This window comes from Streptomyces sp. NPDC046716 (assembly GCF_040645755.1).
In the GTDB taxonomy this organism is placed as follows: Bacteria; Actinomycetota; Actinomycetes; order Streptomycetales; family Streptomycetaceae; genus Streptomyces.
In genome coordinates this window covers 1-5,626 of record NZ_JBEYYU010000129.1, presented here as the reverse complement: position 1 = coordinate 5,626, position 5,626 = coordinate 1, and the positions used below count along the sequence as shown (strand labels likewise).

Below are 5,626 nucleotides of genomic sequence, written 5' to 3'. Positions count from 1 at the left end.
GCCTCGGGGACTTCGGCGTCGATGCGCGCGAGGTCGTCGGCCGTGAGCTCGACGTCCAGGGCCCTGAAACGAGCTCCGCTCGCCCAGGGGAAGGCTGCGCGCAGCGCATGCCTTCAGGGGCGCGGGGAACTGCGCGAGAAGCGGCCACCGGCCCGCACACGAAGAACTGCCCAGGGGCGCGGGGAACTGCGCGACCAGCCCCCACCGGGCCCGCGGACGAACGACTACGCCAGGAACTCCGGCTCGCTCCTCGTGATGTCCTGCCACATGCTCTGGTAATTGATCCAGGCGACGAGGTCGCCGCCCGTCCGGTCCCGGGTCGCCACAGCCTGGCGGCGATCGATGAGCACGGGCCGCCCGGCCGCCCGCGCGGCCAACTGCACCTCGCAGCACCGTTCGAGCGCGATGAACCACCAGGCCGCCGCGTCCACGGAGTCGCCGACGGTCAGCAGCCCGTGATTGCGCAGCACCAGCGCCTTGTAACCGCCGAGGGCGACAGCGATCCGCTTGCCCTCCCCGGCGTCCACGGAGACCCCCGTGTACTCGTCGAGCAGCGCGTGATCCTCGTAGAAGGCGCACGCCTCCTGGGTGATCGGCTCGATCAGCTCGCCGAGCGCGGACAGGGCCCGCCCGTACGTGGAGTGGCAGTGCGCGACGGCGACCAGCTCCGGCCGCGCCCGGTGCACCTCGGCGTGCACGGTGAAGGCCGCCTGGTTGACGTGGTGGCGACCCTCCACGACCTGCCCCTCGCCGTTGGCCAGGACGAGGTCGCCGACGGTGACGTGGCGCAGCGGCACCCCGAACGGATTGACCCAGTAGCAGTCGTCGTACTCCGGGTCGCGGGCGGTGATGTGGCCCGACACCCCGTCCTCGTAGCCGAGCCGCCCGAAGATCCGCAGTGCGCCCGCGAGCCGCTCCTTGCGGTGCCGCCGCTCGTCGGCGGCGCTCGTGTGGACCGGCGGCATGGCGAAGTGCAGCTGGTCCGTCGGTATCGGAGCGGGGGCGGGTACGGGTCCGGAGTTCTGCGTCGACATGGAGCGGAAGGTACCTCCGTGACCTCGAAGGCGACAGGGCCGGGCTGTGAAGAGAATGCGGCGAGTCGTCCGGGACGGAGGACAGAGGATGTCGGGTATGCCGGGCAGACTCGGCGCATGACGTCGAACTGGGCAGCTTTCTCGACCGCCGAACCCGACCTGGCGAAAACCGTGGAGGAGCGCTTCGGCGCCTTCCCCCACCATGTGCTGGCGACCCTCCGCAAGGACGGCTCGCCGCGCACCTCGGGGCTCGAAGTCCGTTTCCTGGACGGCGAGTTGTGGCTCGGCATGATGCCGGGATCGCTCAAGGCGCTGGACCTGCTGCGCGACCCGCGGTGCGCGGTGCAGGCGAATCCGGGCGAGGGCACGGCCATGGGCGGCGGCGACGTCCGGGTCTCCGGCCGCGCGGTGCTCGTCGAGGACGAGCCGACGATCCGCCGGTACACCGGTCAGGTGGCGGTCCCCGACCCGTCGTCCTTCCATCTGTTCCGGGTCGGGGTGACCGAGGTGACCCGGACGTCCGTGCAGGACGACACGTATCTGGTGGTGGAGGTGTGGACGCCGGGCGGCGGCGTGCGGACCATGAAGCGGACGTGAGGGGGACGTGAGGGCGGACATGAGAAGTGCCGCCCGCCGGGAAGGCGGACGGCACTCTCACACAGCCGTGGGGACTACTCCCACTCGATGGTGCCCGGCGGCTTCGACGTCACGTCGAGCACGACGCGGTTGACGTCCGCGACCTCGTTCGTGATGCGGGTCGAGATCTTCGCGAGCGTCTCGTACGGCATCCGCGTCCAGTCCGCCGTCATGGCGTCCTCGGACGAGACCGGGCGCAGCACGATCGGGTGGCCGTAGGTGCGGCCGTCGCCCTGGACGCCGACCGAGCGGACGTCCGCGAGCAGGACGACCGGGCACTGCCAGATCTCACGGTCGAGGCCGGCCGCGGTCAGCTCCTCGCGGGCGATGGCGTCGGCCTCGCGCAGCAGGTCGAGGCGCTCGCGCGTGACGTCGCCGACGATGCGGATACCGAGGCCGGGGCCGGGGAACGGCTGGCGCTGGACGATCTCGTCGGGGAGGCCCAGCTCGGCGCCGACCGCGCGGACCTCGTCCTTGAACAGCTGGCGCAGCGGCTCGACGAGCTCGAACTCGATGTCGTCGGGCAGCCCGCCGACGTTGTGGTGCGACTTGATGTTCGCGGTGCCGGTGCCGCCGCCGGACTCGACGACGTCCGGGTAGAGGGTGCCCTGCACGAGGAAGGCGACCTCGGGGCCGTCCTCCTGGAGGATCTCCAGCTGGGCCTGCTCGAAGACGCGGATGAACTCACGGCCGATGATCTTGCGCTTGGTCTCCGGGTCGGAGACCCCGGCGAGGGCCTTGAGGAAACGCTCGCTGGCGTCGACGACCTTCAGGTTCGCCCCGGTGGCCGCGACGAAGTCCTTCTCGACCTGCTCGGTCTCGCCCTTGCGCATCAGGCCGTGGTCGACGTACACGCAGGTCAGGTGCGAGCCGATGGCCTTCTGGACCAGGGCCGCGGCGACCGCGGAGTCGACACCGCCGGACAGGCCGCAGATGGCGCGCTTGTCGCCGACCTGGGCGCGGATCGCCTCGACCTGCTCCTCGATGACGTTGCCCGTCGTCCAGGTGGGCTTGATGCCCGCGCCCCGGTACAGGAAGTGCTCGAGCACCTGCTGGCCGTGGGTCGAGTGCATGACCTCGGGGTGGTACTGGACCCCGTAGAGCTTCTTCTCGTCGTTCTCGAAGGCGGCGACCGGCACGACGTCGGTGGACGCGGTGACCGTGAAGCCCTCGGGGGCGGCGGAGCAGGCGTCGCCGTGCGACATCCACACGGGCTGCTCGGCCGGGGTGCCCTCGAAGAGCGTCGAGTCGCCCTTGGAGACGGTGAGCGCGGTGCGGCCGTACTCACGGGCGCCGTTGTCGTCGACGGTGCCGCCGAGGGCCGTCGCCATCAGCTGGAAGCCGTAGCACATGCCGAAGACGGGGACGCCCGCCTCGAAGAGCGCGCGGTCCAGGCTCGGGGCGCCCTCCGCGTAGACCGACGAGGGGCCGCCGGAGAGGATGATCGCCGCCGGGTTCTTGGCGAGGATCTCGTCGACCGGCATGGTCGAGGGAACGATCTCGCTGTAGACCCGGGCCTCACGGACGCGGCGGGCGATGAGCTGGGCGTACTGCGCGCCGAAGTCGACGACCAGGACGGTGTCGGGGGCGGCGGCAGCGTTAGTCGCTGATGACACGGGTTGCCTTCCGGCGGCTTTACGGGGGGTCGGTGACTGTGATTCTACCGGTTCGGGCCGGCTGTCCTTCAGGCCGCGGGGCTCCGCCCCGGACCCCGCTCCGCAACCGCCGGAGGGGCTATAGTGGCCGCCATGTTCACGCTCACGACGACCTTCGTCTTTACCTATGGCAGCCGGCCCGCCGGATGCCATGGTCGTGCTGCTTGAGCCACTGACAAGCCACTTCCCAGGCGCCCCGGGCCGACAAGGCCCGGGGCGCCTGGCGTTTACGGGGACTGTCGGTCCGGGGACATCGCAGATCCGTCCAGAGACTGGAGCCCCGCCCATGACCGCCACCCCCGACACCACCGCCGATCTGATCTCCGGCGCCCGCGAGCGCATCGACGCGCTGGACGACCGGATCATCGGGCTCGTCCAGGAACGGATGGCCGTGTCCGCCGTCGTCCAGGAGGCCCGGATCACCTCCGGCGGGCGGCGGGTCAATCTCTCCCGCGAGATGGAGATCCTCGGCCGCTACCGGGAGGCGCTGGGCAGGCCCGGCACCGCGCTCGCGATGACCCTGCTGGAGCTGAGTCGCGGCAAGGTCTGACGGCCGTATCCCAGTTCGGTTCCGCACTCACCCGTACGGCGCGTGACCCCGGGCCCGCGGGCTTCGTTGGTCCCGATGTCCGTGCCAGCCAGGGGCGGGCCGAACAAACCACGCGTGGCTCCGCTGGAGCGATGAGACGTCACGGCCACGCCGTACGTCGTGGGACCTCGCTTCAGTGAAGTGACCGGACGGCAGGGGACAGCAGCCCGGTCACACAAGAGAACGGCCGGTCCCGGGGACGCCCGGGGCCGGTCGGCCTCCGTCCCTCCCCCTACGGACCTCAGCCCGAGCACGACACGCAGGACAACCCCACGCCCGCGCGTCACGTCCCCTGCCCGGCACGCACCACCGACCGAACCTCCTGAGCCTGCGGCGCACTCCCCCCGGCGCCGCTTCCTCGGCAACGACGCCGCCCTGACGTCGGAGCCGACAGTGCGGGGCCCGCGGACCTTTCCCGCGGGCCCCGCACTTCTGTGCGCGCACGACCTGCGCCCATAAAGATTCTGTGAGATTCGGGACAACCATTCACAGGCATCGCCGGTCACACATGCCGAACCAACGGCCATAACCATCGAGGTCCCCATGAAGCTACGCCGCGCACTGGTGACGGCGGCCGCGACGGCCGCCATAGCCCCGATCGCACTCCTCTCCGCCCCGGGCGCCTTCGCGGACGAGACGCCCGGCACCGCCGGCGAGACCACCGCCACGGCTCCGGCGCCGGAGGACTCCGCTTCGACGCCGGGCGGGGAGACGACCACCCCGGCCGCCGAGGACACGCCCCCCGCCGCCGACCCCGTCACCCCGGCCCAGGTCGCGCCCACCACGACGCCCGCGAAGACGCCGCGCAGCGCGCCCGCGGAGACGACCGACCCGGTCGACGAGTGCACCGACTTCCAGGACGACCCCGGCACCCTCGCCGAGCTGCGCGGCCTGCCCTCGAAGATCGTGGCGGGCTCCGGCTGGCACGGCTTCACCTACCGCGTCTCGAACTACACCGGCAAGGCCTTCGTGTCCTGGTCCGCCGACCTGATCGCCTTCTCGTACGCGTACGACGGCGAGGACGCCACCGAGACGAGCCAGTACCTGCACGTCCAGTGGTACGACGGCAGCGCCTGGCGCGGGGTCGACACCAGCGTCGACAGCGCGCACGAGTCCTTCGGCAACGGCGGTCCGCTCGCCCCGCGCGCCCACGCGGACGTCAAGCTGCGCATCGCGGTCGACGCGAAGGCGCCGGCCGGGCTCGGCGCCTCGTTCGCCTTCGCCACCAGCGTCGACGCCGACGGCGTCTGCTCGGACAGCGTGCCCGAGGACCAGGAGTACAACTTCGAGATCCTGGCCGCGGCCTCCGAGCCGGGCAAGGTCCCGCCGGCCACGGCCCAGCCGAAGCCCAGCCCCGAGCCGAGCAACACCCCGGCGCCGCAGTCCAGCAGCACCCCGCTGGCCGGCTCACTCGCCTCGACCGGCTCCAGCTCCGTGCTGCCGACCGTGGGCGTCGTCGGCGGCGTCGCCGTCCTGGCCGGAGCCGGTGTCGTCTACGCCGTGCGCCGCCGCAAGGTGAGCGACGACGCGTAGGCGCGGCGTCGGCTAGGGCCTGTCTTCAAACTCCCGTCGTCGCCCGGAGGGCGGCCCCGCGGCGTCTGGTGCGTGCTCTCGGCGCGCCGGGGGCAAGGCCTCGTACTGGACGTACTCGGCCTTGTGCCCGGGCGTACGCGGTCGAGGAGCACGTCGTCGCTGCGGCTCGCCCGCAGTCC

Annotated in this window: 5 protein-coding genes; 3 read left to right on the top strand and 2 right to left on the bottom strand. The window is 71.7% G+C overall.

The window, feature by feature from the left end; genetic code table 11:
* Positions 1–224: 224 nt before the first annotated feature.
* Positions 225–1,034, bottom strand: coding sequence for a class II aldolase/adducin family protein (locus ABZ930_RS41220; RefSeq protein WP_361560715.1), 810 nt, complete (start codon positions 1,032–1,034; stop codon positions 225–227).
* A 117-nt stretch (positions 1,035–1,151) separates the two neighbouring features.
* Between ABZ930_RS41220 and ABZ930_RS41215 the strand changes: the two genes are divergently transcribed.
* Positions 1,152–1,631 (top strand): pyridoxamine 5'-phosphate oxidase family protein, encoded by a 480-nt coding sequence (locus ABZ930_RS41215; protein WP_361560713.1) that lies wholly within the window; start codon positions 1,152–1,154, stop codon positions 1,629–1,631.
* A gap of 74 nt (positions 1,632–1,705) precedes the next feature.
* On the opposite strand, the gene guaA is transcribed toward ABZ930_RS41215, so the two are convergent.
* Positions 1,706–3,286 (bottom strand): glutamine-hydrolyzing GMP synthase, encoded by a 1,581-nt coding sequence (guaA, locus tag ABZ930_RS41210; protein ID WP_361560710.1) that lies wholly within the window; start codon positions 3,284–3,286, stop codon positions 1,706–1,708.
* Between the two features lie 325 nt (positions 3,287–3,611).
* Here guaA and ABZ930_RS41205 point away from each other — a divergent pair, with 325 nt between their 5' ends.
* Positions 3,612–3,875 carry a chorismate mutase gene (locus ABZ930_RS41205; protein WP_361560707.1) on the top strand — a complete coding sequence of 88 codons (264 nt, stop codon included), beginning with the start codon at positions 3,612–3,614 and terminating at the stop codon, positions 3,873–3,875.
* 582 nt (positions 3,876–4,457) lie between these two features.
* Complete coding sequence (locus tag ABZ930_RS41200; RefSeq protein ID WP_361560704.1) at positions 4,458–5,447, top strand: peptidase; 990 nt, start codon at positions 4,458–4,460, stop codon at positions 5,445–5,447.
* The last annotated feature ends 179 nt before the right edge of the window (positions 5,448–5,626 follow it).

Coding starts and splice junctions, on each gene's coding strand:
- ABZ930_RS41220 (WP_361560715.1), bottom strand. CDS start 1,034: ATGTCGACGCAGAACTCCGGACCCGTACCCGCCCCCGCTCCGATACCG.
- ABZ930_RS41215 (WP_361560713.1), top strand. CDS start 1,152: ATGACGTCGAACTGGGCAGCTTTCTCGACCGCCGAACCCGACCTGGCG.
- ABZ930_RS41205 (WP_361560707.1), top strand. CDS start 3,612: ATGACCGCCACCCCCGACACCACCGCCGATCTGATCTCCGGCGCCCGC.
- ABZ930_RS41200 (WP_361560704.1), top strand. CDS start 4,458: ATGAAGCTACGCCGCGCACTGGTGACGGCGGCCGCGACGGCCGCCATA.